Origin of the sequence: Pseudooctadecabacter jejudonensis (assembly GCF_900172275.1) — a bacterium.
In the GTDB taxonomy this organism is placed as follows: domain Bacteria; phylum Pseudomonadota; class Alphaproteobacteria; order Rhodobacterales; family Rhodobacteraceae; genus Octadecabacter; species Octadecabacter jejudonensis.
Window position 1 is genome coordinate 43,716 of the sequence record NZ_FWFT01000004.1, and the last position, 24,588, is coordinate 68,303.

The 24,588-nt window shown below is 62.2% G+C and carries 24 protein-coding genes; 15 read left to right on the forward strand and 9 right to left on the reverse strand.

Features of this window, described 5'->3' with window-relative positions; all coding sequences use genetic code 11:
• Positions 1 to 124: 124 nt before the first annotated feature.
• Positions 125 to 1,414 (forward strand): acetylornithine deacetylase/succinyl-diaminopimelate desuccinylase family protein, encoded by a 1,290-nt coding sequence (locus PSJ8397_RS12335; protein WP_085865130.1) that lies wholly within the window; start codon positions 125 to 127, stop codon positions 1,412 to 1,414.
• Positions 1,415 to 1,583: 169 nt separating this feature from the next.
• Here PSJ8397_RS12335 and panC read toward each other — a convergent pair whose 3' ends face one another.
• Together panC and panB are read right to left on the reverse strand one after the other, a co-directional pair.
• Positions 1,584 to 2,426: a pantoate--beta-alanine ligase gene (panC, locus tag PSJ8397_RS12340; RefSeq protein ID WP_085864931.1), complete on the reverse strand. Its 843-nt coding sequence runs from the start codon at positions 2,424 to 2,426 to the stop codon at positions 1,584 to 1,586.
• The gene (panB, locus tag PSJ8397_RS12345) at positions 2,423 to 3,265 is read right to left on the reverse strand and encodes a 3-methyl-2-oxobutanoate hydroxymethyltransferase (protein WP_085864932.1); all 843 of its coding nucleotides are present in this window, start codon (positions 3,263 to 3,265) and stop codon (positions 2,423 to 2,425) included. Before panB ends, panC begins: the two co-directional genes overlap by 4 nt.
• Positions 3,266 to 3,432: 167 nt before the next feature.
• Here panB and PSJ8397_RS12350 point away from each other — a divergent pair, with 167 nt between their 5' ends.
• The 6 genes from PSJ8397_RS12350 to PSJ8397_RS12375 all read left to right on the forward strand — a co-directional run bounded on the left by PSJ8397_RS12350 (position 3,433) and on the right by PSJ8397_RS12375 (position 10,887).
• Complete coding sequence (locus PSJ8397_RS12350; RefSeq protein ID WP_235000755.1) at positions 3,433 to 4,902, forward strand: ABC transporter substrate-binding protein; 1,470 nt, start codon at positions 3,433 to 3,435, stop codon at positions 4,900 to 4,902.
• Between the two features lie 148 nt (positions 4,903 to 5,050).
• The gene (locus PSJ8397_RS12355; protein ID WP_085864934.1) at positions 5,051 to 5,995 is read left to right on the forward strand and encodes an ABC transporter permease; all 945 of its coding nucleotides are present in this window, start codon (positions 5,051 to 5,053) and stop codon (positions 5,993 to 5,995) included.
• On the forward strand, positions 5,992 to 6,807 hold the full coding sequence (locus tag PSJ8397_RS12360) for an ABC transporter permease (protein WP_085864935.1): 816 nt from the start codon (positions 5,992 to 5,994) through the stop codon (positions 6,805 to 6,807). The genes PSJ8397_RS12355 and PSJ8397_RS12360 overlap by 4 nt, the downstream gene beginning before the upstream one ends.
• Entirely contained in the window at positions 6,804 to 8,417 is a 1,614-nt protein-coding gene (locus PSJ8397_RS12365) for an ABC transporter ATP-binding protein (RefSeq protein ID WP_085864936.1), read from the forward strand. The genes PSJ8397_RS12360 and PSJ8397_RS12365 overlap by 4 nt, the downstream gene beginning before the upstream one ends.
• Position 8,418: 1 nt before the next feature.
• Positions 8,419 to 9,861: an aldehyde dehydrogenase family protein gene (locus PSJ8397_RS12370; protein WP_085864937.1), complete on the forward strand. Its 1,443-nt coding sequence runs from the start codon at positions 8,419 to 8,421 to the stop codon at positions 9,859 to 9,861.
• A gap of 9 nt (positions 9,862 to 9,870) precedes the next feature.
• Positions 9,871 to 10,887: a P1 family peptidase gene (locus PSJ8397_RS12375; protein WP_085864938.1), complete on the forward strand. Its 1,017-nt coding sequence runs from the start codon at positions 9,871 to 9,873 to the stop codon at positions 10,885 to 10,887.
• Here PSJ8397_RS12375 and modC read toward each other — a convergent pair.
• Genes modC through modA form a run of 3 tightly spaced genes read right to left on the reverse strand, consistent with a single transcriptional unit; the run spans position 10,866 to position 13,353 of the window.
• Complete coding sequence (gene modC / locus PSJ8397_RS12380) at positions 10,866 to 11,909, reverse strand: molybdenum ABC transporter ATP-binding protein (protein WP_085864939.1); 1,044 nt, start codon at positions 11,907 to 11,909, stop codon at positions 10,866 to 10,868. The genes PSJ8397_RS12375 and modC overlap by 22 nt on opposite strands.
• On the reverse strand, positions 11,909 to 12,604 hold the full coding sequence (gene modB, locus PSJ8397_RS12385) for a molybdate ABC transporter permease subunit (RefSeq protein ID WP_085864940.1): 696 nt from the start codon (positions 12,602 to 12,604) through the stop codon (positions 11,909 to 11,911). Before modB ends, modC begins: the two co-directional genes overlap by 1 nt.
• A complete protein-coding gene (gene modA, locus PSJ8397_RS12390; RefSeq protein WP_143515470.1) occupies positions 12,601 to 13,353 on the reverse strand; it encodes a molybdate ABC transporter substrate-binding protein in 753 nt (250 codons plus the stop codon). The genes modB and modA overlap by 4 nt, the downstream gene beginning before the upstream one ends.
• A 69-nt stretch (positions 13,354 to 13,422) precedes the next feature.
• Between modA and PSJ8397_RS12395 the strand changes: the two genes are divergently transcribed.
• The 3 genes from PSJ8397_RS12395 (at position 13,423) to PSJ8397_RS12405 (ending at position 15,046) form a co-directional block, all read left to right on the forward strand.
• Positions 13,423 to 13,881 carry an NUDIX hydrolase gene (locus PSJ8397_RS12395; protein WP_085865132.1) on the forward strand — a complete coding sequence of 153 codons (459 nt, stop codon included), beginning with the start codon at positions 13,423 to 13,425 and terminating at the stop codon, positions 13,879 to 13,881.
• 68 nt (positions 13,882 to 13,949) lie between these two features.
• On the forward strand, positions 13,950 to 14,408 hold the full coding sequence (locus PSJ8397_RS12400; RefSeq protein ID WP_085864941.1) for a DUF1178 family protein: 459 nt from the start codon (positions 13,950 to 13,952) through the stop codon (positions 14,406 to 14,408).
• A complete protein-coding gene (locus tag PSJ8397_RS12405; RefSeq protein WP_085864942.1) occupies positions 14,408 to 15,046 on the forward strand; it encodes an SDR family NAD(P)-dependent oxidoreductase in 639 nt (212 codons plus the stop codon). The genes PSJ8397_RS12400 and PSJ8397_RS12405 overlap by 1 nt, the downstream gene beginning before the upstream one ends.
• A gap of 24 nt (positions 15,047 to 15,070) precedes the next feature.
• Here the strand turns inward: PSJ8397_RS12405 and PSJ8397_RS12410 are convergent, their stop codons facing one another.
• Together PSJ8397_RS12410 and PSJ8397_RS12415 are read right to left on the reverse strand one after the other, a co-directional pair.
• Positions 15,071 to 15,601, reverse strand: coding sequence for an adenine phosphoribosyltransferase (locus PSJ8397_RS12410; protein WP_085864943.1), 531 nt, complete (start codon positions 15,599 to 15,601; stop codon positions 15,071 to 15,073).
• Between the two features lie 37 nt (positions 15,602 to 15,638).
• Positions 15,639 to 16,508, reverse strand: a complete 870-nt coding sequence (locus PSJ8397_RS12415; RefSeq protein ID WP_085864944.1) for an S-methyl-5'-thioadenosine phosphorylase — start codon at positions 16,506 to 16,508, stop codon at positions 15,639 to 15,641.
• Between the two features lie 217 nt (positions 16,509 to 16,725).
• On the opposite strand from PSJ8397_RS12415, the gene PSJ8397_RS12420 reads away from it, so the two are divergent.
• Together PSJ8397_RS12420 and PSJ8397_RS12425 are read left to right on the forward strand one after the other, a co-directional pair.
• The gene (locus PSJ8397_RS12420) at positions 16,726 to 18,300 is read left to right on the forward strand and encodes a SulP family inorganic anion transporter (RefSeq protein ID WP_235000757.1); all 1,575 of its coding nucleotides are present in this window, start codon (positions 16,726 to 16,728) and stop codon (positions 18,298 to 18,300) included.
• A 129-nt stretch (positions 18,301 to 18,429) separates the two neighbouring features.
• Complete coding sequence (locus tag PSJ8397_RS12425) at positions 18,430 to 18,642, forward strand: peptidase (protein ID WP_235000735.1); 213 nt, start codon at positions 18,430 to 18,432, stop codon at positions 18,640 to 18,642.
• A 4-nt stretch (positions 18,643 to 18,646) separates the two neighbouring features.
• On the opposite strand, the gene PSJ8397_RS12430 is transcribed toward PSJ8397_RS12425, so the two are convergent.
• Entirely contained in the window at positions 18,647 to 19,252 is a 606-nt protein-coding gene (locus PSJ8397_RS12430; protein ID WP_085864947.1) for a flavin reductase family protein, read from the reverse strand.
• A gap of 69 nt (positions 19,253 to 19,321) precedes the next feature.
• On the opposite strand from PSJ8397_RS12430, the gene PSJ8397_RS12435 reads away from it, so the two are divergent.
• From PSJ8397_RS12435 to PSJ8397_RS12445, 3 genes are all read left to right on the forward strand, one after another.
• Positions 19,322 to 19,807 (forward strand): GNAT family N-acetyltransferase, encoded by a 486-nt coding sequence (locus tag PSJ8397_RS12435; RefSeq protein WP_085865133.1) that lies wholly within the window; start codon positions 19,322 to 19,324, stop codon positions 19,805 to 19,807.
• A 31-nt stretch (positions 19,808 to 19,838) separates the two neighbouring features.
• The gene (locus tag PSJ8397_RS12440) at positions 19,839 to 20,648 is read left to right on the forward strand and encodes an EcsC family protein (RefSeq protein ID WP_085865134.1); all 810 of its coding nucleotides are present in this window, start codon (positions 19,839 to 19,841) and stop codon (positions 20,646 to 20,648) included.
• 91 nt (positions 20,649 to 20,739) lie between these two features.
• Positions 20,740 to 22,116, forward strand: a complete 1,377-nt coding sequence (locus tag PSJ8397_RS12445; protein WP_085864948.1) for a DUF3179 domain-containing (seleno)protein — start codon at positions 20,740 to 20,742, stop codon at positions 22,114 to 22,116.
• A gap of 171 nt (positions 22,117 to 22,287) precedes the next feature.
• Here PSJ8397_RS12445 and ptsP read toward each other — a convergent pair whose 3' ends face one another.
• Entirely contained in the window at positions 22,288 to 24,528 is a 2,241-nt protein-coding gene (gene ptsP, locus PSJ8397_RS12450; RefSeq protein WP_085864949.1) for a phosphoenolpyruvate--protein phosphotransferase, read from the reverse strand.
• Between the last annotated feature and the right edge of the window lie 60 nt (positions 24,529 to 24,588).

Genomic DNA, 24,588 nt, shown 5'->3' on the forward strand with positions numbered 1-24,588 from the left:
AGGGTGGCCCAATTCACGCCAGCGTCAACCCGTCGCACCAATTTCGCATCGTTTTGTGAACAGAAAAATCGCGCAGCGCCTCTGCGGCTTGCACCTTGAGGCACAGGGCGGCACAGTTGAAACCATGACAGCACCAGACCAGCACGCCGCCCTTCTGGCGCGGATTGAAGATAAGCGCGATGATCTGATCGCCCTGACCCAAGACCTGATCCGCATCCCGACGTTGAACCCACCGGGCGACTGTTACCGCGACATCTGCGACTATCTGGATCGCCGCCTGTCTGCGGCGGGCTTTACCACCCAGCTGATCCGCGCCACGGGCACCCCCGGCGACAGTGACCGCTATCCGCGCTGGAACATCGTCGCCCGCCGTGACGGCAAAACAGCGGGGGAGTGCGTGCATTTCAACAGCCACACAGACGTGGTTGAGGTCGGCGCAGGCTGGACGCAGGACCCCTTCGGCGGGGCCTTGGAGGGCGGGCGCATCTACGGGCGCGGGGCCTGCGACATGAAAGGCGGGCTGGCCACGTCGATCATCGCGGCCGAAGCCTTCATCGAAGAATATCCCGATTTTGCGGGCGCGATTGAGATTTCGGGCACCGCAGATGAGGAATCAGGCGGCTATGGCGGCGTCGCCTATCTGGCCGAACAGGGCTATTTTGATCCGGCCCGCGTGCACCACGTCATCATCCCCGAACCCTTGGGCCATGATCGCATCTGTCTGGGACACCGTGGCGGCTGGTGGGCCGAGATTGAGACCTTCGGCGAAATCGCCCACGGGTCCATGCCTTTCCTGGGCGATTGCGCCGTGCGTCACATGGGCGCTGTGCTGCAAGCCTTCGAGGCCGAGTTGTACCCCGCCATGGCCCAGCGCCGCACCGATATGCCCGTGGTCCCCGAAGGCGCGCGGCAATCGACGATGAACATCAATTCCATCCACGGCGGCCAAGCCGAACAACCCGCGGATTTCACCGGCCTGCCCGCACATTGTGTGCCTGACAGCTGCCGCATCGTCATCGACCGCCGCTTTCTGGTCGAAGAACCTCTCGAGGCTGTGCGCGGCGAAGTCACCGCGCTGCTGGATGGCCTGAAAGCAGACCGGCCGAATTTTGACTATGCGTTGCGGGAACTGAACGCGGTCCTGCCGTCGATGACCGACAAAGAGGCCCCCGTAGTGCAGACCGTCACGGCGGCCATTCAGGACGTCCTGGGGCGCATGCCGGATTACGTGGCCTCACCGGGGACTTATGACCAAAAACACATCGACCGGATCGGACGGCTGAAGAATTGCATCGCCTATGGCCCCGGTATTCTCGAGCTGGCGCACAAGCCGGATGAATATATTGACGTCTGCGACATGATGGACAGCGCCAAGGTCATGGCTCTCTCCCTCACCGCAACCTTGTTGGCGTAAGGTTTTTCGAATGGGCTACGCCCATCCGATCCGCCAAAAACCAGTGGGGGGGCAGCCCCCCAGACCGCAGCCATTCCTGGGGGCCAGCCCCCCAGACCGCAGCCATTCATGGGGGGCCAGCCCCCCAGACCCCCCGGAGTTTTCAGGTCAGATGAAGACGACGCGCGCGTCAGACGGCGATGTTGTCGATCAGGCGCACACCGGCCAGCCACGCCGCGGCGAACAATCGTCCGCCCGATGTGGCCTCGTTCATCAGCGTCAAATCGGACCCGTGGCGGAGTTCCAGATAATCGACCGAGGTGAATCCACCGGCCAGCAAACGGGCCTGTGCCTGAGCGCCGAGGTCGGCCATCGTGCCCCCTGACCTCAGACCCTCTGCGACGTCTTCCATCACCTCAGCCAACAGCGGCGCCTTGATGCGGCTTCGATCACTAAGAAGCAGGTTGCGCGAGGACATCGCGAGACCGTCTTCTTCGCGGATGGTGGGGCACCCCACCACCTCGATCGGGATATCCAGATCTTTCGCCAGCCGTGTGACGACCTGCAACTGTTGGTAATCCTTTTCGCCAAAATACGCGCGGTCCGCCTGGCTTTGCAAAAACAGCTTGGCGACAACCGTCGCCACCCCGTCGAAATGCCCGGGCCGTGCCGCACCGCAGAGCATTTCGGTGAGACCGCCCACAGAAACATTCGTCGCAAAGCCTTGAGGATACATCGTGTCCCCATCCGGCACATAAACAACGTCGACCTTGAAGGACGCGAGTTTGGCGGCGTCCTCCTCTTCCGTTCTGGGGTAATTTTCAAGATCGTCGGGGTTGTTGAACTGTTTGGGGTTCACAAAGATCGTCACAATCACGCGGTCGCATTCCTCCGCAGCGCGGACCAGCGACAGATGTCCCTGATGCAACGCGCCCATGGTGGGGACCACGCCGATGGTTTCACCGGCGCGGCGCCACTGCGCTGTCAGCGCGCGCAGCTCAGCAAGGCTGCGGACGATGCGCGGCGCGGTCATGGTTTGGCCCCTTTGGCGGCAGGGGCCTCATCCGAGAACACATGTTCCGCAGCCGGAAAGCGGCGCGCCCGTACGTCGGCAGCATAGGCCGCGATGGCGTCTGCCCCATCCTCACCCAGATGCGCATAGCGTTTTACAAACTTTGCCTTGAATGCCGTGAACAGCCCCAACATGTCATCGACCACCAAGATCTGCCCGTCGCAGCCCGCAGACGCCCCTATGCCGATGGTGGGGATGTCAACCAGCGCCGTCACCTCATCGGCCAGCACCTCGGGCACCTTCTCCAGCACCACCGCAAAGGCGCCCGCATCGCAGACCGCCCGCGCGTCGGCCATCAACCCGTCGCGTGCCGCCCCGCGCCCCTGAACCTTATAGCCGCCCAGCGTGTTGATCGACTGTGGCGTCAGCCCGATGTGCGCCATCACCGGCACGCCGCGGGCCACAAGGAACGCGATTGTTTCGGCCATCTCCACCCCGCCTTCCAGCTTGACCGCGGCAGCCCCTGTCTCTGCCATCAGCCGCGCGGCATTGGCGAAGGCGACTTCCCGGCTGGCCTCATAGGACCCAAACGGCATATCGATGACCATCATCGCCGTCGTCAGGCCCCGCGCCACGGCCTGCCCGTGCATCACCATCATCTCCATCGTCACGCCCAAGGTGGATGGCAACCCGTGCAGCACCATGCCCACGCTGTCACCCACCAGCACAAAGTCACACTGCGCATCCATCATCTGCGCCATCGGCGTGGTGTAAGCCGTCAGGCTCACCAATGGGGTGCCCCCTTTGGCCGCGCGAATATCATCGGGCATGGGGGCGCGTTTGCGGGCTGTGGCACTCATATCTTTGGTCCCTTCCGGTCATTGGCTGGCCCGCCTTACCATCGCGCCTTAGGCATCGCCACCACGAACACGGCACGACGCTGTGCGCAACGCAACGTCGTGCGCCCCTTGATTTGCGCCGCCCAGCGATGGAAACTGGCCCCACAACAAGGGGGATCACCATGTATATGATCACACGACTGACCGCCACAGCCGGCCTTGCTCTGCTGGGCACCACCGCCTTGGCCCAAACCGACATCACGGTGGCCATCCAGCTGGAACCCCCGAACCTTGACCCCACGAGCGGTGCCGCCCAGGCCATCGACAGCGTTCTTTATTCCAACGTGTTCGAAGGCCTGACCCGCTTCATGGCCGACGGCTCGGTCGTGCCGGGCTTGGCCCAAAGCTGGGAGATTTCAGGCGACGGGCTGACATATACGTTCACACTTCGCCCCGGCGTGACCTTCCATGATGGCACCGTGATGGACGCCGCAGATGTGAAATTCTCGCTGGACCGCGCCCGCGCCGAAGACAGCACCAACGCCCAAAAGGGCCTGTTTGCGGACATCGCAGAGGTCACGGTGATCGACCCCCAAACGGTCAAGGTCAGGCTGGCCCAACAAAACGGCGCGTTCCTCTTTAACATGGCCTGGGGTGACGCGGTCATCGTCGCCCCCGAAAGCATCGAAACCATTGCCACCAACCCCATTGGCACCGGTGCGTTTGCCTTTGCCGATTGGGTGCAAGGCGACCGGCTGGAACTGACGCGCAATGACGCCTATTGGGGCACGCCCCCCGCGCTTGAGGCCGCGACCTTCCGATTTATCGCAGACCCCACCGCCGCCTTCGCTGCCGTCATGGCCGAAGACGTGGACGTCTTCGTGGGCTACCCCGCCCCCGAAAACCTCCCCCAGTTTGAGGCCGACCCCCGTTTCCAGGTCCTCGTCGGCAACACCGAGGGCGAAACGATCCTGAGCACGAACAACAAAATGCCCCCCTTCGACAACCCGCTGGTCCGTGAGGCGCTGGCCCACGCCATCGACCGTCAAGCGATCATCGACGGGGCCATGTTCGGCTATGGGACACCCATCGGCACGCATTTTGCGCCACACAACCCCGACTATGTCGATCTGCTGGACACCTCGCCCCACGATCCAGATCGCGCCCGCGCCCTGCTGGCCGAAGCGGGCTTTGCGGAGGGCTTCACCACGACGCTGAAACTTCCGCCCCCCTCCTATGCGCGCCGCGGCGGTGAAATCATCGCAGCCCAACTGCGCGAAGTGGGCATCCAGACAGAAATAACCAACGTGGAATGGGCCCAATGGATCGAAGAGGTCTTTACAAACAAAGACTTCGGTCTGACCATCGTCAGCCACACAGAACCGATGGACATCGGCATCTACGCCAACCCCGACTACTATTTCCAGTATGACAACCCCGATTTTCAGGCCCTGATGGACAGGCTCAACGCCACCACGGATCCCGCCGCACGGTCCGATCTGATGGCACAGGCGCAAACCATCATCGCTCAGGATTATGTCAACGGGTTCCTCTTCCAGCTCGCCGTACCCACCGTGGCAAACGCCAAGATCAACGGCCTTTGGACAGATCAACCCACCGCCGCTGTGGACCTCACCGGCGTCAGCTGGTCCGAATGACGGCACGACACGGGGGCGTCCCCACCACGGGCCGCCCCCGCCTTGTGTCCGCCATGGGTTTCGCTGTTTCAAAAATATGCCGGGGTGAGGTGCTCTGCACCGAGGGGCAGCGCCCCTTCTTCCGCCCGCCGCACGCACCGGACCGACCATGATCCGCTACACCCTCCGCCGCCTGATCTCGCTCCTGCTCAGCCTCCTCGCCGCCTCCATCATCATCTTCGCAGTGATTGAGGTGATCCCAGGCGATCCGGCTGCCTTTATGCTGGGCGTCAACGCCCGCGAAGACACGCTGGCCGCCCTGCGGGACCAGATGGGCCTGAACGATCCCCTTCCCATCCGCTACCTCGCTTGGGTCGGTGGCCTTCTGACAGGTGATCTAGGCACCTCATGGACCTATAAAACACCCGTGGCGGATCTGGTGTCTGACCGCATCTGGGTCTCTCTCCCCCTCGCCCTTTACGCCCTTACCCTGTCGACACTCATCGCCTTTCCTGCCGGCATCATCGCCGCTGCCCGTCGGGGCGGCCCCGCAGACCTTGGCATCATGGGGGCCACCCAGCTGGGCGTCGCGATCCCCAATTTCTGGTTCGCCATGATCCTCGTGCTGATCTTCGCGATCAACCTGCGCTGGTTCTCTGCGGGGGGATTTGCGGGGTGGGACGATCCGCTGGCCGCCCTCAAATCCCTCACCCTCCCTGCCATCGCCCTTGCGCTTCCGCAGGCGGCAATCCTTGCCCGTGTCATGCGCTCGTCGCTCTTGGACATGCTGGGGGAGGATTTCATCCGCACCGCCCGCGCCAAAGGCCTCAGCCGCCGCCAGGCACTGTGGCGGCACGCCCTGCGCAACGCCCTGATCCCTGTGCTGACCATCATCGGCCTGCAATTCTCGTTCCTGCTGGCGGGGGGCATAATCATCGAACAGGTGTTCTTCCTGCCGGGACTGGGGCGGCTCATCTTTCAGGCCATCTCAGCCCGCGACCTCATCGTGGTGGAAAGCGTGGTCATGTTGCTGGTCTTCACTGTCATCATCGTCAACTTCGCCGTAGATCTGGCCTATGCCGCCGTCGACCCCCGCCTCAGGCGGCGCGCATGAAACTCGGCTTCTCTATCGGCGCAGCCCTCAGCCTGACCTTCGTGACCCTCGCGGCGCTGTCCTTTGTCTGGACGCCCTCCGACATCGAAACCCTCGACATCGCGAACAAACTACAGACGCCCTCCGCCGACCACCTGCTGGGCACCGACCACTTCGGCCGCGACATCCTCAGCATGATCATGATGGGCGCGCGCACCTCGATCGCCGTGGCCGTCGTCGCTGTGGGCATCGGCATGGCCGTAGGCATCCCCCTTGGCCTGTGGGCCGCCGCCCGCAGCGGATCCCTGCTGGATGAGGTGATCATGCGCGGCAATGATCTGGTCTTCGCCTTCCCCAGCCTCGTCATCGCCATTCTGATCACGGCTGTCTTCGGCCCCTCCGCCGTCAACGCCATCATCGCCATCGGCATCTTCAACATCCCCGTGTTCGCGCGTCTGGCCCGTGGGGCGGCCCTGCCGCTGTGGGAACGGGATTTCATTCTGGCGGCCCGCGTCTGCGGCAAATCTTCGGCCCGCATTTCCGCCGAACATATCCTGCCCAACATCATGAACCTGATGATCGTCCAAGGCACGATCCAGTTCAGCCTTGGCATTCTGGCCGAGGCCGCCCTCAGCTACATTGGCCTTGGCGCGCAACCCCCGACCGCCAGTTGGGGCCGGATGCTGGCCGATGCGCAAACCCTCACGGCCATCGCACCCCACACCGCGCTGATCCCCGGCGGCACGATCGTCCTGATGGTCCTTGGCCTCAATCTCTTGGGTGACGGGCTGCGCGACAGGCTGGACCCGCGCATCAGAGTGGACCGCACATGACCCTGCTGCGCGTCCAAAACCTGTCCGTCTCCATCGGGGGCACCGACATCCTGCACGATGTCGATCTCAGCGTGACCGCAGGACAGATCACCGCCATCACCGGCGAAAGTGGATCGGGGAAATCCATGACCGCGCTGGCCTGCATGGGGCTGTTGCCCAAAGGCGCACGTGCTGCGGGCACCATCGACCTTGCAGGCACCGACATCCTGCAAACGTCTGAACGCCAGTTGAACGACATCCGCGGCAATGACATCGGCATGGTGTTCCAAGAACCCATGACCGCGCTGAACCCCGTCCAGACCATCGGCACACAGGTGGCCGAAACCATTCGCATCCATACGGACGCCCCCCGCACAGAGGCAAAGACCCGTGCCGCCGACATGCTGCGCAAGGTCGGCCTCGATGTCTCGCCCGACCGCTACCCCCATGAAGTCAGCGGTGGGCAGCGCCAGCGCGTCGTCATCGCCATGGCCATCGCCCTGCGTCCCGAACTGCTGATCGCGGATGAGCCGACAACCGCCCTCGATGTGACAACACAGGCCCGCATTCTGGACCTTCTCAAAGGGTTGGTGGCGGAATTCGGGATGGGGATGATCCTGATCACCCACGACCTCGCCGTGGTGTCGGACATCGCAGACCAAATCGCCGTGATGCAACACGGCCGCGTGGTTGAGGCGGGCGCGACAGACACCCTGATGCGTCGCATGCAGCACTCCTATACACGGTCGCTTTTTGCCGCCTCCAGCCATGTGCCTGCCATACGCCAGCCATACGCCAGCCATACGCAAACCATACCGCACGGCGCAGCGGCCCCCAAACAAGGTTTAGCCGTTGAAAACGTTACGAAAAAATACAATTTGTCCCGAAAAACCCTCCTCGGGCCCCGCCCCACCTTCGCGGCTCTCAAAAACGTGTCGTTAACCATCTCTTCAGGCGAACGTGTGGGCCTCGTCGGGGAAAGCGGATGTGGCAAATCCACCCTGACACGGGCGATCCTGGGGCTGGAGGACGTGCAGGCCGGATCCATTACACTAGACGGCGCACCCGTGGTCTCAAACCGCCGTGCAGACCTCACCCAACGGCGCAAAATGCAAGTGGTGTTCCAAGACCCCTACGGGTCATTCAACCCACGCCACACGGTTGCGCGCCTCGTGTCTGAACCATTTTATCTGCTTGAAGATAAACCAAAAAATCCTGCAGATCGGATTGCACAAGCCCTCACCGATGTGGGGCTGTCCCCCTCTGATGGGGACAAATACATCCACGAATTTTCTGGCGGTCAACGTCAGCGCATCGCCATCGCCCGCGCCCTGATCACGGACCCGCAGCTGGTTATATTTGACGAAGCCGTCTCAGCCCTCGATGTCTCCGTTCGCGCGCAAGTCCTTGATCTGATTGCGGATATCAGTGCGCGGCGGTCGCTCAGCTACCTCTTTATCTCCCACGACCTCAGCGTCGTGCGTGCCATAACCGACCGCGTATTGGTCATGAAAGGCGGGCAGATAGTCGAGGACGGCGCGACCGAAGACGTCTATCGAAACCCGTCTCATCCCTACACCCAAACCCTTCTGGCGGCTGCCCCGCAACTCCCTGAATTTATTGAGGTTTGATATGCCCCTCTCCCCGTTCAACATCCCCCAAGCCCACCACCTCATCGGCGGCAAATGGACCCCGGCGACAGACACCTTGGACGTCACCGACCCCTCGACCGGCGCCCATCTGACCACCATCGGGCGCGGCACCGCCGATGACATCGACGCGGCAGTCACCGCCGCCCAAACCGCGCGCGATGGCGTCTGGGGCGGCCTTACGGCACTGGATCGTGGCCGCCTTCTGACCCGCCTCAGCGACGCGGTCCTTAACCATATAGACGCCCTCGCCAGCATCGAGGCCCGCGACGTGGGCAAACCCCTCAGCCAAGCGCGCGCAGACGCGATCGCACTGGCCCGCTACCTGGAATTCTACGGCGGGGCCGCGGATAAAATTACAGGCGAAACAATCCCTTACATGGATGGCTACACCGTCTATACCTTGCACGAACCGCACGGCGTGACAGGCCATATCATCCCGTGGAACTATCCCATGCAGATCATCGGACGATCCGTCGGGGCGGCCTTGGCCATGGGCAATGCCTGCGTCTTGAAACCCGCTGAAGACGCCTGTTTGACCGCGCTGGCCTTTGCCCAAATCGCCACGGATGCGGGCCTGCCCGCAGGCGCTCTGAACGTCGTCACAGGGTTCGGGGCCGAGGCGGGGGCCGCGCTGGCCGCGCACCCCGGCCTCCAACACATCTCCTTCACCGGATCGGTCCGCACCGGAGAGGCCATTCAGGCCGCCGCCGCTAGCAATGTGATCCCCGTCACGTTGGAACTGGGCGGCAAATCCCCGCAACTTGTCTTTGATGACGCAGACATCGACGCCGCTTTGCCGGTCTTGGTCAATGCGGGCATCCAGAACGCGGGCCAGACCTGTTCGGCGTCCTCACGCATTTTGGTACAACGGGGCGTGTATGAGGTTGTACGGGATAAAATGGCAAACGCTTACAACGACTTGCAGGTTGGCCCTGCGCTGGAGGATCTGAACATCGGCCCCCTGATTTCGGCCAAACAAAAGCAAATCGTCGACGGGTTCTTGGCCCAAGGCGCAGATCTGACCATCGCCGCTCAGGCCCCCATACCAACAGACACAGGCGGCCACTACGTGTCCCCCACGCTTTTTGACAACGTACCGCCCGATCATACGCTGGCCCAAGACGAGGTCTTCGGCCCTGTGCAAGTCCTCATCCCGTTTGAGGACGAGGCAGAGGCCGTGCGGATCGCCAATGGCACCGATTACGGGTTGGTTGCGTCCGTCTGGACGCGCGATGGTGCGCGACAGATGCGACTGGCGCGGGCTTTGCGGGCGGGGCAGGTCTTTATCAACAACTACGGCGCGGGCGGCGGGGTTGAATTGCCGTTCGGGGGCGTTGGAAAATCCGGGCACGGGCGCGAAAAGGGATTTGAGGCGCTTTATGGATTTTCCACCCTGAAAACTGTCGCCGCGCATCATGGATGAGGGAAAACAATGACTTACACAACAGGCCCCCGCAATCTGATCACGGACGTAGCCGGGCTGCGGGTTGGCCACGCGCAAGACGCTGTACTGAAATCTGGCAGCACGGTTTTGGTGGGCGACGTTCCATTCACGGCGTCTGTCCATGTAATGGGCGGCGGGCCCGGCACCCGTGAGACGGACCTGCTGGCGCCGGACAGGACCGTGCAACAGGTGGATGCCTTGGTCTTGTCGGGCGGCTCGGCCTTTGGCCTTGATGCGTGTTCGGGCGTGGCGGACGGGCTGCGCGACCAAGGGCGCGGGTTCAACGTGGGCACTGTCACGGTGCCCATTGTGCCCGGTGCAATCGTGTTTGACCTGATCAACGGCGGCGACAAGACGTGGAACGTGAACCCCTACCCCGCCTTGGGACGCGCGGCCCTGGACGCGGCAGCGGAAGAGTTTGCGCTGGGGTCTGTGGGCGGCGGCACCGGTGCCATGGCCGCCCGGCACAAGGGCGGGCTTGGCTCTGCTTCGGTGGTTTTACCCGACGGCCACACCGTGGGTGCTCTCGTGATCGTCAACAGCCTTGGCAGTGTGACCACCCCGGGCGATCGTCATTTCTGGGCCGCGCCTTTTGAAATGGATGCCGAATTCGGGGGCCATGGCCCTGACCCTTCGGGCGGCTACACAGCGCCCGATGCGAGCCTGAAAGAGCAGGCGATGGGCCTGCATGCGGCCAAGGGTGCCAATACGACGATTGCCATCGTGGCCACGGATGCGCCACTGACGAAAACCCAGTGTCACCGGTTGGCGGTCAACGCACATGACGGCATGGCGCGGGCGATTGTGCCGTCGCATACGCCGCTGGATGGCGATTTGGTGTTTGGTGTCTCCACCAGCGTCGCGCAGCCTTTGGATGCCGCAGGATACGCGCCTGTGGGGGCCGCCGCAGCAACCTGCCTGTCACGCGCCATTGCCCGCGCGGTCTATGAGGCAACACCGGAGCCAAGCGATCTGATCCCGACCTATCGGTCACTCACGTCTTGAGGGGCAATGGCTGTGGCTTTGAGGATCGCGTGAACATTCTGCCCCACGGCCAGCCCCATCGAAAGGGCCGAGCGTCTGGTGACGCGCGCCAACAGACGCGCGCCCCCCGCCTCAAGTGCGACCATGACGCCCGGGCCGCGTCCTTCTTGCAGGCCCGCGATGGTCACGGGCAGCACGTTAAGGGCCGATAGTCCGTCAGGTTTGCTGCGCGACAGGATCACATCTTGCGCGGGGATGCGGATGCGCAGCGGACCACCCGCGCGCCCTGCCACCCCCGGCACCCAAAGCGCGCCGATCCCTGTTTCGACCTTGGTCAGCCCATCATCGGCGTGGCCGACCACCCGGCCCGTCAATACGGCCCCTGCATCCTGCACCCCGATGTAGGGCACCGCCACAGGGTCGGCCAAGACATCCTCAACCGCGCCTTGAACAACCACACGGCCCCGGTCCAGCACGACAATGCGGCCCGCCAGTCGCGCGACTTCGGTCATGTCGTGGCTGACATAGATCATGGGGATCGCGGATTGATCGCGCAGGGCCTCCAGATAGGGCATGACATCAGCCTTGCGGGGGCCATCGAGGGCCGAAAGCGGCTCATCCAGCAGCATGACATCCGGCCCCGCCATCAGGGCGCGACCCAAGGCCACGCGTTGCGCCTCTCCCCCTGACAGACCCGCGGGGCGCCGCATCAGCAGGTCGTCCAGCCCCAGCAAGGCGATCACCTGATCTTCGTCCATGCGCCCCCCGTAACGCAGGTTTTGCAGTACGGTCATATGGGGAAACAGACGTGCATCCTGAAAGACATAACCGATTTTGCGTTGATGGGGGCGCAACCGCCCGATGTTGCGCGCGCCCAGCCGCACATCTGCATCATCGCACTGCAACAGCCCCGCCACTGCACGCACAATGCTGGTTTTGCCCGATCCGGAGGGACCAAAGAGCGCGGTGATGCCCGCGGGCACATCAAACGCGGCCTCTAGCGTGAAATCGGGAAAGCTGTGGCGGAGGTCGATCTGCAGCATCAGCCCCGTCCTCTCACTCGGGCGCGGCTGGCCAAGGCCTCGGATATGATCAGGGCGACGGCGGCGATGGCGATGGACACAAGCGCAAGGCGCAGGGCCAAGGGTTCGCCCCCCGGAACCTCCAACAAGGTATCAATGGACAGCGCCAGCGTTTGCGTCTGACCGGGAATGTTGGACACAAAGGTTATGGTGGCCCCAAACTCCCCCATCCCTTTGGCAAAGCCCAAAACCGCCCCCGCCAAAAGGCCCGGCCAGGCCAGCGGCAAGGTCACGGTGCGCAAAACGCGCAGGCGGCTGGCACCCAAGGTGCTGGCGGCTTCTTCCAACCCGGGATCAATCGCGTCCAGCGACAGCCGGATCGCGCGCACCATCAACGGAAAGCCCATGATCGCCGCCGCCAGCGCCGCCCCCGTCCAGCGAAACGCGAAGACAAGACCAAACAGCGCCTCGAACGCCTCGCCCAAGGGGCCAGTGCGGCCAAAGCCCAGCAGCAGCAGATATCCGGTGACAACGGGCGGCATGACAAGCGGCAAATGCACGAGGATATTGAGGGCCTGACGCCCCCAGAACTGCCCCCGCGACAGCGCGTAGGCCGCAGCAAAGCCAAACGGCAGGCTGCACAGCGTCGCCCAGAACGCAACCTTGAGGGACAACCAAAGCGCTGTCCATTCGGCGGGGCCCAGCCAATCTGTCATGGCATGTCAGGCGGGGGGGTAAAGCCCCATGTGCGCAGGGCAGACTGGCCGTTCTCAGACATGAGGACATCCACAAATGCCGTGCCCGCCGGGGTCAGGGTCAAGGCGTGGTAGGTGATGGCAGGATGGGTGCCCGCGTCAAAGGCATATGCGACGGTCAGCTTCGGCAGGGCCACAAGATCGCTGGCGTAGCCAATGCCATAGGCGGCTTCACCCCGCTCGACGAACCGCAGGGCGGCGCGCACGTTGGCCGCTTGCACGGCGCGCGGGGCCAGCGCATCCCACAGGCCCAGCGCTTGCAAAGCGGCCTGACCGTAGCGACCTGCAGGCACCGATGTGACCTCGGCCATGGCCAACACGCCGTCGCCGATGGCGTCCGGCAACGTATTGATGTCGTCCAAAACGCCATTCTGGGACGTGATCAGGACCAAGGCGTTGCCCGCAAACACTCGGCCCGCCCGAACCTCTGCGTTCGCCGCAAGCCAGCTGGCCCACTCCGCATCTGCCAACAAGACCACATCCGCAGGCGCGCCCTGTGCCACCTGTCGCGCCACAGCAGAAGACGCGGCGAAAACGGGGCGGAGGCTGCCGCCCGTCTCTGCCTCATACACCTGCGTCACCTCACCCACCGCGTCGCGCAGGCTGGCGGCGGCAAAGACCGTGACATCATCGGCCCGCACTGCGCTATGGGTCAGGCCCAACGCACCTGTGAGGGCCGCAACACTCAGGATTCTTTGCAAATGCAGCAATTTATGTTACCTGATCTTTAGACATGCTTAGGACGCACAACAAAAAGAAGAATGGTGCAAATGGCAAACATGAAACCTATTGGCGCCCGTGAGATTGAGCTGGGCGGCGCCGCCAAAACAGAATTGCGCACCCAGTTTGCCGCCCTGTGCTACCGCGTCAACTCATCCGGCAAGCTTCGGTTCTGTCTGGTGACGTCCCGCCGGTCAGGCCGCTGGATCGTGCCGAAAGGCTGGCCCATGGACGGGCAAACCCCCGCCGATGCCGCCGCCACCGAAGCCTATGAAGAGGCGGGCGTGTCCGGCAAAATCGCCCCCCACCCCGTTGGTGTGTTCAGCTATTACAAGGTGCGCTCGGAGGATGAATTGCCCTGCATGGCGGTCGTCTATCCCCTCAAGGTCAAGAAAGTGCACCGAAAGTGGCCCGAAAAGAAAGAGCGTGAGCGCACATGGGTGTCGCGCAAAAAGGCCGTCGCGATGATCAGCGATCCGGAATTGCGCCAGATCATCGAGAGATTTGATCCCGCCTAACCGTCGCAGCCCGTTGCCCTAAGCCCCCGTGCGCCCTATTTGTAGGGCCAAGGACAAGGGGCAATGCAGTGATCCGTTATACATTGATCTGTGATCAGGACCATCGGTTTGACAGCTGGTTTCAGTCGTCGGCAGCCTATAGCACGCTTGAAAAGGCGGGCCATTTGGCCTGCGCGGTGTGCGGATCCGGCGATGTGAAACGGGCCCTCATGGCCCCGTCCGTGCCCGCCAAAGGCAACACCAAAGATGAGGCCCCCCAAAAGGCTGTGGCATCTGCAGACCCCGCCCCTTTGTCAGCACCGATGTCGGATGCCGAAGCCGCATTTACGCGTATGCGCAAAGAGGTCGAGGAGAAAAGCGACTATGTCGGTCTGTCCTTCGCCTCTGAAGCGCGCAAAATGCATGAAGGAGATGCACCGGAGCGCCCGATCTACGGGGAAGCCAAGCTTGACGAGGCGAAAAAGCTGATTGAAGACGGCATCCCCGTCGCCCCCCTGCCCTTTATGCCCAAACGGAAGACAAACTGATGCATGCTTTGATCACGGGGGCCAGCCGTGGCATCGGCGCCCAAATGACCGCCCAGCTTGAAGCACGGGGCGACACTGTCACCGCGGTCGCCCGCAACGGACGCGATATGTCCGTCGATGTGGGCGATGCGGCATCCATCCATGCCATGGCGGAGGCCTTCGGGGACACTCCGCTGGACTTGCTGGTCTGCAACGCGGGCGTTTACCATGACAAGGGCCACCAGATGGAGGGCGGTTTTCCGGCGCAGATGTGGGCCGACACCTTTGCCGTCAACGTCACAGGCGTATTTTTATGTGTGCAGGCGCTTTTGCCAAATTTGAAGGCGGTAGGCGGCAAAATCGCCATTATTTCCAGTCAGATGGGCGCATCGACCAAGGCGGGCGGCGGGGCCTACATCTACCGCGCGTCCAAGGCGGCAGCCTCCAATCTGGCGTTCAATCTGGCCACAGATTTGCGCGCCGACGGGATCGCCGTGGGGGCCTATCATCCTGGTTGGGTGCAGACGGATATGGGCGGCCGTGAGGCCGCTGTGACGCCTGCAGACAGTGCTGCGGGCCTTATCGCACGGTTTGATGCGCTGAACATGTCAAACACGGGGCTGTTTGAAACCTACGACGGCCAGGCGCACCCCGCCTAGGGCCGCACGACAGCCGGGGCGAGATTATTCACCGTCGAATTCGCACAAGACATGCACGTCCATGCCCATCGCCTCAAGCTTGGCGCGACCGCCCAACTCCGGCAGGTCAATCACGAAGGCGCATCCCACGACCACTCCGCCCAGTTTTTCCAGCAGCTTTATTCCGGCCTCAGCGGTGCCGCCCGTGGCCAGCAAATCGTCCACAACAAGCACCTTGGCGCCGGCCTCAATCGCGTCGTCATGGATTTCCATGACCGCCTCGCCGTATTCCAACGTATAGGCCTGTTCGATCGTGGCGCCCGGCAGCTTGCCTTTCTTGCGGATGGGTACAAACCCTTTGCCCAACTGGTGGGCAATCGCGCCGCCCAAGATGAACCCGCGCGCCTCTAGGCCCACCACCACATCAATGTCCGCGCCCGCATGGGGATGCAGCAGCTGATCGACCGCCATGCGAAACCCGCGCGGGTCTGCGAAAAGGGTCGTGACATCGCGGAACATGATCCCCTCGTGCGGGAAATCGGGGATGGTGCGGATGTAGTCCTGAACGGTTTTCATGAGGCGGTCCTTGTTTGGGTGGGGCGTGGTACGCAGATCACAACACGCGGCCTGCAACAGCGTCGAGTTTGGCCACAAGCGTCGCATCGCGGGCGTCAGGGGCCGTCATAATGGCATGTTCCAACGCACGGTCGCAACCGTGCGGACAGGGTGCGCGATCCGGCCCCAAAAGGGCAGGCACAGCCGCGATCATGGCCTTGGCCGCGTCGGAATTGGCCCCCAACGTGGCGATGATATCGGCAATATCCACCGTGCCGTGATCCGGATGCCAACTGTCGTAATCGGTGATCATCGCGACGGAGGCATAGCACAGCTCCGCCTCACGGGCGAGTTTCGCCTCGGGCATGTTGGTCATGCCGATGACGTCGCAGCCCCAAACATCGCGGTAAAGCTTGCTTTCGGCCATGGACGAAAACTGCGGCCCTTCCATGGCCAGATAGGTGCCACCGCGATGGACGGTCACGCCCGCTTGTATGGCCGCGGCCTCTGCCACGTCGCCCAGACGCGGGCACACAGGGTGCGCCACGCTGACATGGGCCACACAGCCGGTGCCGAAAAATGATTTGTCCCGTGCGAACGTCCGGTCGATGAAATCGCTGATGATCACAAAATCACCCGGCGCCATTTCTTCGCGAAACGACCCGCAGGCGCTGACGCTGATGATGTCCGTACACCCCAGCCGCTTCAGCGCATCAATGTTGGCGCGGTACGGCACGGTTGAGGGCGAGTGCACATGCCCGCGCCCATGACGCGGCAGGAACGCCATGGGAACACCGCCAAGATCCCCTACGCGGATCGCATCGGACGGCGCACCCCACGGGGTGTCGACCACTTGCCACTCTGCGTTCTCAAGCCCTGCTAGATCATAAAGGCCTGATCCGCCGATAATTCCGATTTTTGTTTGCATATCTTCGCCATGTTAACCGCGTTGCAACTTTGCCGTGCAAAACGACAGAAGTGAAGACGCAAAGCAGAAAGCATTCGCCCGGCTGCGCTGCTGTTGGGGGGGGGTGACATGACTGCACGGCTCAGCTAAACGGCGCGCAAAGCCCCCAGACCCATTAGGTGATCCGTTGCGACAATCCATTTTCGCCAATCTCGTCGGTCGTCTTGAAGACGCCGATCTGAAACCCTCCTCAAAGAACCTGACGCCCGACCGTCTTCGGATCGAGGTTCTCTCGGGCCTGACTGTTGCACTGGCCTTGGTGCCGGAGGCCGTAGCCTTTGCTTTCGTCGCTGGGGTTGAACCCTTGGTTGGCCTTTATGCGGCCTTCATTGTGGGGCTGATCACCGCGCTGATCGGCGGGCGGCCCGGCATGATTTCAGGGGCCACAGGGGCTTTGGCGGTGGTCATGGTCAGCCTTGTGGCCGTGCATGGGGTTGAATACCTTTTTGCGACGGTCGTTTTGATGGGGATCATCCAGCTTTTCGTAGGGTTCATGCGCTGGGGCAAATTCATTCGCCTCGTGCCGCATCCGGTGATGCTGGGGTTTGTGAACGGCCTCGCCATTGTGATTTTCCTGGCCCAGTTGACGCAATTTCAGGTGCCTGGTTCGGGTGAGGTCACAGGCCACGGCGTATCGGGCGGTGAATGGCTGTCCGGGCCGAAGCTTTATTTGATGTTGGCGCTGACGGCGCTGACCATGGCGATCATTTGGGTCTGGCCACGCGTCACCAACCTGATCCCGGCGCCCTTGGCGGGCATCGGGATCGTGGCGATCCTTGTCATTGCACTGGGGCTTGATGTGCCTTTGGTGGGTGATCTGGCCAGTATCGAAGGCGGGCTGCCGCCCTTCCATATCCCACAAGTGCCCTTCACGCTTGAAACCCTTTACATCATTCTGCCTTACGCGCTGATTTTGGCGGCCATTGGCCTGATCGAAAGCCTGCTGACCCTGAACCTTGTGGGCGAAATCGTCGGCAAGCGTGGCGGGGCCAGCCAAGAATGTGTGGCCCAAGGTGTTGCCAACACCGTGACTGGTTTCTTTGGCGGCATGGGCGGTTGTGCGATGATCGGCCAGTCGATGATCAACGTGAAATCCGGTGGGCGCACCCGTATTGCAGGCACGGTGGCGGCGCTGTTTTTGTTGGCCTTCATCCTCTTTGCCTCAGGGCTCATCGAACAGATCCCGCTGGCCGCTTTGGTGGGCGTCATGTTCATGGTCGTGATCGGCACCTTTGCGTGGAACAGCTTTAAGATCATGACAAAAGTCCCGCGCACTGATGCCTTTGTCATCGTGTTGGTCACCATCGTCACCGTGCTGACGGACCTGGCCACAGCCGTGGTCGTGGGCGTCATCGTGTCGGCGCTGGCCTATGCGTGGTCCAACGCCAAACGCATCTACGCCAGCACTTACACCACACCCGAAGGCGCAAAGGTGTACAAAATCAACGGGCCGCTGTTCTTCGGCTCCTCCGATGGCTTTACTGAGCTGTTTCAGGTCGACGCTGACCCCAAGGCCGTGATCATCGACTTCGAAGGATCGCGCGTGGCTGACCAATCCGCCTTGCAGGCGATTGAGGCTGTGGCCAGCAAGTATGAGGCGGCGGGAAAAACCGTCCAGCTGCGCCACCTGACACGCGATTGCCATGCATTGCTGTCCAAGGCAGGCCATCTGGTTGTCGATAGTGATGACGACCCCGACTATGAAATCGCCGTCGACTATTCGGTGCGCACAGGCATCATCGGCGGCCACTGACGATTGATTTGGCGCGGCCTGTTTGCTAATCACGGGCTGCGCCAGACCTCGGGTCAACGGGGTGCGCATCTTTCGGAGCGTTAAGACACCATGACAGGGCTTTTGGCCTTGGCTGCGTTTGAGCAGCCCATGAAACGTTTTGCTGTCCTTTTGGGAATTGGATCAACAGTGTGCGTCGTACAGGGCTGGACCCTTGCCGCGATGCTGTTCAGCCTGCCCTTTTGCGTCATATGGGCCTATTGCGGCTGGCTGCGCACGGAACCGCAATTGAAATGGCTGAACCTGATGTTCGCCGCACTTTATATCTACGGGTTGGCCCGCCACATCTGGTGGACCAACTGAGGCGTCAGTCCGTGGGGCGATCCATTGTGAACGTCTCACGGACGGTCGCGTAATCCATGTATCCCATGCGGGCCAACGGGGAGAAACGTGTCACATCGAACCGCCCGTCTGTCAGACAATCGTCGCGCAGATGCACGCCTGTGACTTCACCAAAGACCACGAAATTCGCCTCGCCTTCGATTTTTACGATCTGTGTCAGCTTGCATTCCAATGTTGCAGGCGCGTCCGCGACGAAGGCGCAGTCGATCGTGCGGCAGGCGGCCTTTTGCAGGCCAGCATCTGCGAACTCATCCACCTCACGTCCCCATGGGCCGGATGTGCGGTTCATGGCGTCCTTTTGATCGAACCCCACGATATTGACCGCAAACACCCCCGTCTCACGGATGTTGGCCACACTGTCCTTGGTGTCGCCCCTGTCCGGTTTGGTTGAGGTTGACGCAAACATCACCTGCGGAGGCACATAGGCGACAGCGTTGAAAAATGAATACGGTGCAAGGTTGTCCGACCCATCCGCGCCACGGCTGGAAATCCAGCCAATGGGGCGCGGCGCCACGACAGCATTGAACGGGTTATGGGGAAGGCCGTGGCCGTCTTTGGGTTCATAGAACATCGCAACACTCCTGCTCCTTTGGTCATAACCGCATTGCAAAGCGTCGAAAACAGCGGTTCAACCAAGTTTATGGAATTGATGCAGGAAATGGCGGAGGACGCGTGGCAGGTGGAGGCGCTGTATGACCTGTGCTTTGCCCCTGGTCGCAAGGCGTTGTCATCCTACCGCCTGCGCGATGACGTTCCGCCTGTGCCCGCCTTTTGCAGCGTCGTCAAAGACGACGACGGCATCGTGGGCGGCGCGATCCGGTGTTGGCCCATCCGGATTGAGGATCATGACGCGTTGCTGCTGGGCCCCGTCGCGGTACACCCCACACGGCAGGGGGAGGGGCTGGGCGGTCTGATGATCCGCGATGTCTTGGCGCGCGCCGAGGCGGCTGGCTGGCCGCGGGTGCTGCTGGTGGGGGATGCGCCCTATTACGAACGGTTCGGGTTCAAACGCCTTAACGGGGTGGTCATGCCGCCCCCCACAAACCCCGCACGAGTGCTGGGGTTTGGCCCATGGGCCGGCGTGCGGGGCCGGGTGCGAAAACGGCTTGATGCGCTGCCGGATTGAATTTGGGACCACCGGCCCCCAATTTAGAGACATGACGCAAGACACCGATACTGCCGGAAAGGCCGACAGCCAGATGCCCCCAGCCCCGCTGACTGATGCGGCAAAGGCCGAGATCGCGGCCCTCGCGCAGCGGCAACACAATGCAACAGGCGTTCTGATGCAGGTCATCACCTACTTGGGCGGTCAGGTCGAAGACGGCATGAAAATGTTGCCCGAAGGCGCCCGCGCCCGACTGGATTCCGCCGCCACCCGTGCCCTGCGCGCCAGCTATGATGCGGCGGGTCGCAGCCAAGGTGGCCTTGGCCGGATGATCGCCACAGACCGCGCCCATAAGGCGCTGGCGTCCGTGTCTGGCGCCTTGGGCGGCATCGGCGGGCTGCCCACAGCGGTGGCCGAATTGCCCATCGCCACCACAGTCATCTTCCGCGCGGTCCAACAAATCGCAGAACTGCACGGCGAAAACCCGATGGCGCCCGAGACACGCGCGCAATGTCTGCACGTCTTTGGCAAAGGCGGGCCGGGGGCGGAAGACGACGGCATCGACACCTCGTTCATCGGCGCGCGGCTGGGCCTTTCGGGCGCCGCGATCAACAAGTTGATCGGCAAGGTTGCGCCGAAATTTGCCACCGTGTTGGGCCAAAAACTTGCTTCGCAAACCGTGCCAATCTTGGGCGCTGCGGCGGGGGCTGGCACCAATTACACCTTCGTCAGCTACTATACCGATCTGGCCCATGTGCATTTCGGCCTGCGGGCCTTGGGGCGGATCCACGGGGCGGAGGCCGTGGCCGATGCCTTTCACGCCGACCTCGCCCAGCTGCAACGCCCTGCCCTGCGCGCCTAATCTTACCCCCATCTGACGAGAGTTTGATTGGCGCGCACCGCGCGGTTTGGGCAAGGATAACGTGTACATATCAGCCAAAGGCCAAACCGCCATGCCCCGCTCCCGTTTTCGTTCGCTCCTTGATGTGTCACTTTTGGGCCTGGCGCTGATCGGGCCTGCCACGGCGCAGGCCCAAACGACAGATTTGCCTGATTATGTGATCGCTGAATTCGGCACACCGCCTGCCATTCCGGACGGGGCGCTGCCCCCTGAGCTGCAACGTGCTGTCGCTGTCGTTTTTGTCGAAAGCCTTGCCCAATCGCTGTGGTCCAGCAATCAAGAGGAGGCTTTGGCCGAAATCGCAGCCTCCGGCGATCCGCGTCTTGCGTGGTTGATCAGCGATATGATGCGGTTCACGTGGCAGCGCAGTTTTGACGATGCGCTGGCCGCGGCGGCCGCGGAGTTGTTGGATATCGAATATACGGAATTTCGCCGCTGGGATGAGTTGACCAACCATCTGATCGCATGGGACATCCCCGCCTACCCCGGCTATCTGCAGCACAAACGCGGGATTTTCACGCATTTTGTGCCCGGATGGGACCGCATCTTCGTGGAAGGCGACATTGACTGGCGCATGGTCAGCTGGGGCGGGGTTCTGATCGACGACAGACCCTATGGGGAGGACGCGCTGTGCAACTGCATCCCCGCCGCTGATGACCCTGAAGTAGAGACGGCACAAGAGGCCACATGGCTGGCCGAAGACGCCATCGTGTTCGGGATCGAAGTGAATGGCGAGGCCCGCGCCTACCCCCGCCAGATCATGGAAGTGCGTGAGATGGTCAATGACACCTTGGGCGGGCGCGATCTCGGGATTCCCTATTGCACCCTGTGCGGCGCAATGCAGGCCTATTTCACCGACCGTGTCGAAGGGGCTGATGTCCGGCCGATCCTGCGCACCTCTGGCCTGCTGATCCGGTCCAACAAGGTCATGTATGATCGCGTCACTTATTCCGTGTTCGACACCTTTTTGGGCCGCGCCGTGACTGGCCCCTTGGCCGAGGCTGGTGTGACGTTGGACCAAGCCACTGTCATCACCACCACATGGGGCGACTGGAAGGCAGCGCATCCCGACACGACAGTGCTGGTCGAGGATCTTGCCCTTGGGCGTAACTTTGATTTCCGCAACACACGCGATGCCAATGGCCCGATCTTTCCCGTGGGCGACGTGGATCCGCGATTGTCGGTGCAAGACGACATCATCGGCGTGATCACCGGATCTGGCCGACCCGTGGCCTTTGAACGCGGGGCAGCACAACTGGCCTTGCAATCAGGCGCGGATGTGACGTTTGACGACGTGCAGCTGACGCTTGATGCTGGCGGGATCAGGGCCGTTGATGCGGGTGGCGCGGATTTGGGAAGCCATCAGGCGTTTTGGTTCGCGTGGTCACAGTTTCACCCCGACACCGCACTGTGGACGCCCGAGGGATAGCCAGCATAGAAAACGGCGACGCACCCTCCCAAATGCGTCGCCGTCGGGCCTGCCCATTGGCGGCCCTGCCTTGTTTGGCAGCTATGCCACCAAGGCTTTGGCCCTGATTTTTCCATCAGCACCATGTGAAAGAAACGGCGCGAACGGCAAAAAAGTTTCGCGCCGCACCTTTTACGCTTTGCCGCGCAGATAGTCCATTATCGCGGTGCGCACCGACATTTCGCCCTCATCGCGGGCGGTTTCAATCACCGCTGCGACCTCGTCGAGATTAACGCGTCGCAATAGATGCTTGACCGGCCCAATGGACGCGGGCCGCATGGACAAGCTGCGCAGGCCCATGGCGGCGAAGGCCACGGCCTCCACCGGGCGGCCTGCGTCCTCACCACAAAAACTGACGGGGGTGTTGTGTGCTTTGCACCGCGCAATCAGGGTCTGCAGGAACGTCAGAAAGCTGACGTTCAGCGTGTCATAGCGCCGCCTGACGCGTTCGTTCTCTCGGTCGGCGGCGAAGAAAAACTGTTTCAAGTCGTTTCCGCCGATCGAAATAAAATCGACCTCTTCAAAGAAAACATCCGGCGCGAAGGCAAGGCTGGGCGTTTCCAACATCGCGCCGATTTCCACCGACTTGGGCCGCGGATGACCCAGGATGCGTTCACGTTCCATCGCCTTGTCGAACTCGGCCCGCGCCATGCGGAATTCTTCAAGCTGCGCGATAAACGGGAACATCACCGTCAAGGGTCGCCCGTTGGCCGCGCGGATCAACGCCTGCAGCTGCATGCGCAACACGCCAGGTTTTTCCAGCCCCACACGGATCGCCCGCCACCCCATGGCAGGGTTCGGTTCATCGTTGGGCTTCATATAGGTCAGCACTTTGTCCGACCCGATATCGAGCGTGCGAAACGCCACGCGCCGCCCCTGTGCGGCATCCATCACGCGGGCATACAGTGCCGACAGTTCAGCCCGCTTGGGCATCTGATTGCGCACCAGAAACTGCAATTCGGTGCGAAACAGCCCTACGCCCTCTGCGCCACTGCTTTCGAGTGACGGCAAATCCGCCATCAGACCGGCGTTCATATGCAGCGACACCACCGATCCACACTGGGTTTGGGCAGGCAGATCACGAATACTGGCATACCGCAGCTGTGCCTCAGTCTGCATGGCCACCTTGTCGGCGAAAGCGGATTGAACCTGTTCGTCAGGGCGCAGATGAACGATGCCCTGTTCACCATCGACCAGTATCTTGTCGCCGTTCAACGCCTCTGTCGTGATGCCCTGCGTGCGGATCACCAGCGGGATGGCCCAGGCCCGTGCGACGATGGCCGCGTGGCTGCCCACAGACCCTTCCTCAAGCACAATGCCTTTCAGGGTTTTGCCATAATCCAACAGCTCCCCAGGGCCAATGTTGCGGGCCACGAGAACAGGGTTGTCGGGCATTTCGGCCCCGGTATCCGCCCCTTGGCCTGTCAGAATGCGCAGCAGGCGGTTGGACAAATCGTCAAGGTCATGCAGGCGGTCGCGCAGATAGCTGTCGGCCTGTTCCATCCGCGTGCGCGCCAGCGATTGTTCCTTTTCCACAGCCGCCTCAGCGGAGAGACCTTGGGCGATGTCGGCCTCCATCCGGCGCATCCAACCGCGCGAATTGGCAAACATGCGATAGGCCTCAAGCACCTGTTTTTGGTCCGTATTTACCGTCGTCGTCTGGGTCAGCATGTCGTCGACGGAAATGCGCAAGGTATCTACGGCCTCACGCAGGCGGATCAATTCCGCCTCTGGGTCATCGGCAATGACATTGGTGACAACCACGCGGGGCTCATGCAGGTAGACATTCCCGCCCGCCGCCCCTTCTTGGCCCACGGCACCGCGAAACATGACCGGTTCCTGATGCCGCGCCTTCAGGGCCGCGCCTTCGCCTACAAAGGCGCCCAATTCGGTCATCTCGGCCAGGACCATGGCCACGACCTCAAGCGCGTAGACTTCATCGGCGGTGAATTCGCGACTGTCGCGGCTTTGTACGACCAAGACACCCATGGTTGTGCCCAACCGCTGCACCGGAATGCCGCAGAAACTGGAATACCGTTCTTCGCCGGTTTCCGGCATGTACCGAAAGCCGCGCGCGGCAGGGGCATCGGCCGTATTCACAACGTGTTTGGTCCGCGCCACTCGGCCCACCAGACCTTCGCCAAGCCGCATCCGCGTTTGGTGAACGGCCTCTTGCTCCAGCCCCTCGGTCGCACACAATTCAAGCGTTTCATCGTCACGGAACAGGTAGATCGAACAGACCTCGGCCTTCATCGACGACGCGATCAGACGCACGATTTCGTTCAGCCGCGCCTGTCCTTCGCCCCCCGATGCCATGACATCCCGAAGACGGCCGAGCAGTTTTCGGCTTTCAGTCTCAAATCGTTCTGCCATTGGGTCCCCACGTCGTCTTGCCGACAACCTAACCGCGAGGCTGGAAGCCCGCAATGCCTC